Annotated in this window: 1 protein-coding gene and 1 tRNA gene; both read right to left on the bottom strand. The window is 43.7% G+C overall.

Annotation, left to right across the window (positions count from 1 at the left end; genetic code table 11):
• Positions 1-314 precede the first annotated feature (314 nt).
• Positions 315-405 (bottom strand) — tRNA-Ser (locus tag ACTHUE_RS19525).
• A gap of 79 nt (positions 406-484) precedes the next feature.
• Positions 485-882: YaaA family protein (locus ACTHUE_RS19520; protein ID WP_440424227.1), on the bottom strand; the 398-nt coding region annotated here is incomplete at its 5' end.

Raw genomic sequence — 882 nt, 5'->3', positions numbered from 1 at the left:
ATGCACGATCGCGTCGGCATGGAAAACGTCCCTCCATGGTTGAGCAAAAATTCCGTATTGGTGATGGGTAGGCTAATACCCTTGATGACAAAGATCAGAAAAGCGAAGACCTTTGCAAAAATCCCCCAAATTTCTAAATGTCTGGGTAGGACTTTAGGAATTTGGGGGAATTTTTAAAGGTATTAGGCCGTCTGAAACTGCGTTATAGAAAGTTTCAGACGGCCTTTGTGGGATTCTTTGGATTTGAAAATAAAAAAAGACTTGAATCATCAAGTCTCACATTTCATTTTCACTAGATAAAAAAATATCAAGAATGGCGGAAGCGGTGAGATTCGAACTCACGGAGGGCTATCAACCCTCGACGGTTTTCAAGACCGTTGCATTAAACCGCTCTGCCACGCTTCCGTTCTTGAAGCCGTAATATTAATGGAACTTACGGCCTTTGCCAAGTGGTATTTTAGGGAAAATATCTAGTATTTTGTTTTTATTTAGATTGTTCTTCACGCATGAATACCCATTCGGCTTCGTTTGAAGCTGCTTCATTAAATGAATAGCCCTCGTAGTCGAAATTTTTGAGCATTTCAGGCTCGGTAATGCCGTGTTCTGCCGCGTAGCGCACCATCAAACCGCGCGCACGTTTGGCGTAGAAGCTGATGATTTTGTATTTGCCGTTTTTCTCGTCTTTAAAAATCGGCGTAATCAGGCGTGCGTTGAGTTTTTGGGTGTTGACGGATTTGAAATATTCTTGTGAGGCGAGGTTGATTAAAACGTCGCTGCCGGCCTGCTTCAGCGTTTGGTTGAGCAGGTCGGTAATTTTATCGCCCCAAAATTCGTAGAGGTTTTTACCGCGCGAGTTGGCAAAGGCTGTGCCCATTTCCAAGC

This window comes from Neisseria sp. P0021.S005 (assembly GCF_051956955.1).
Note: the sequence above shows the minus strand (reverse complement) of the source record. Positions and strands in the feature narration are given on the sequence as shown.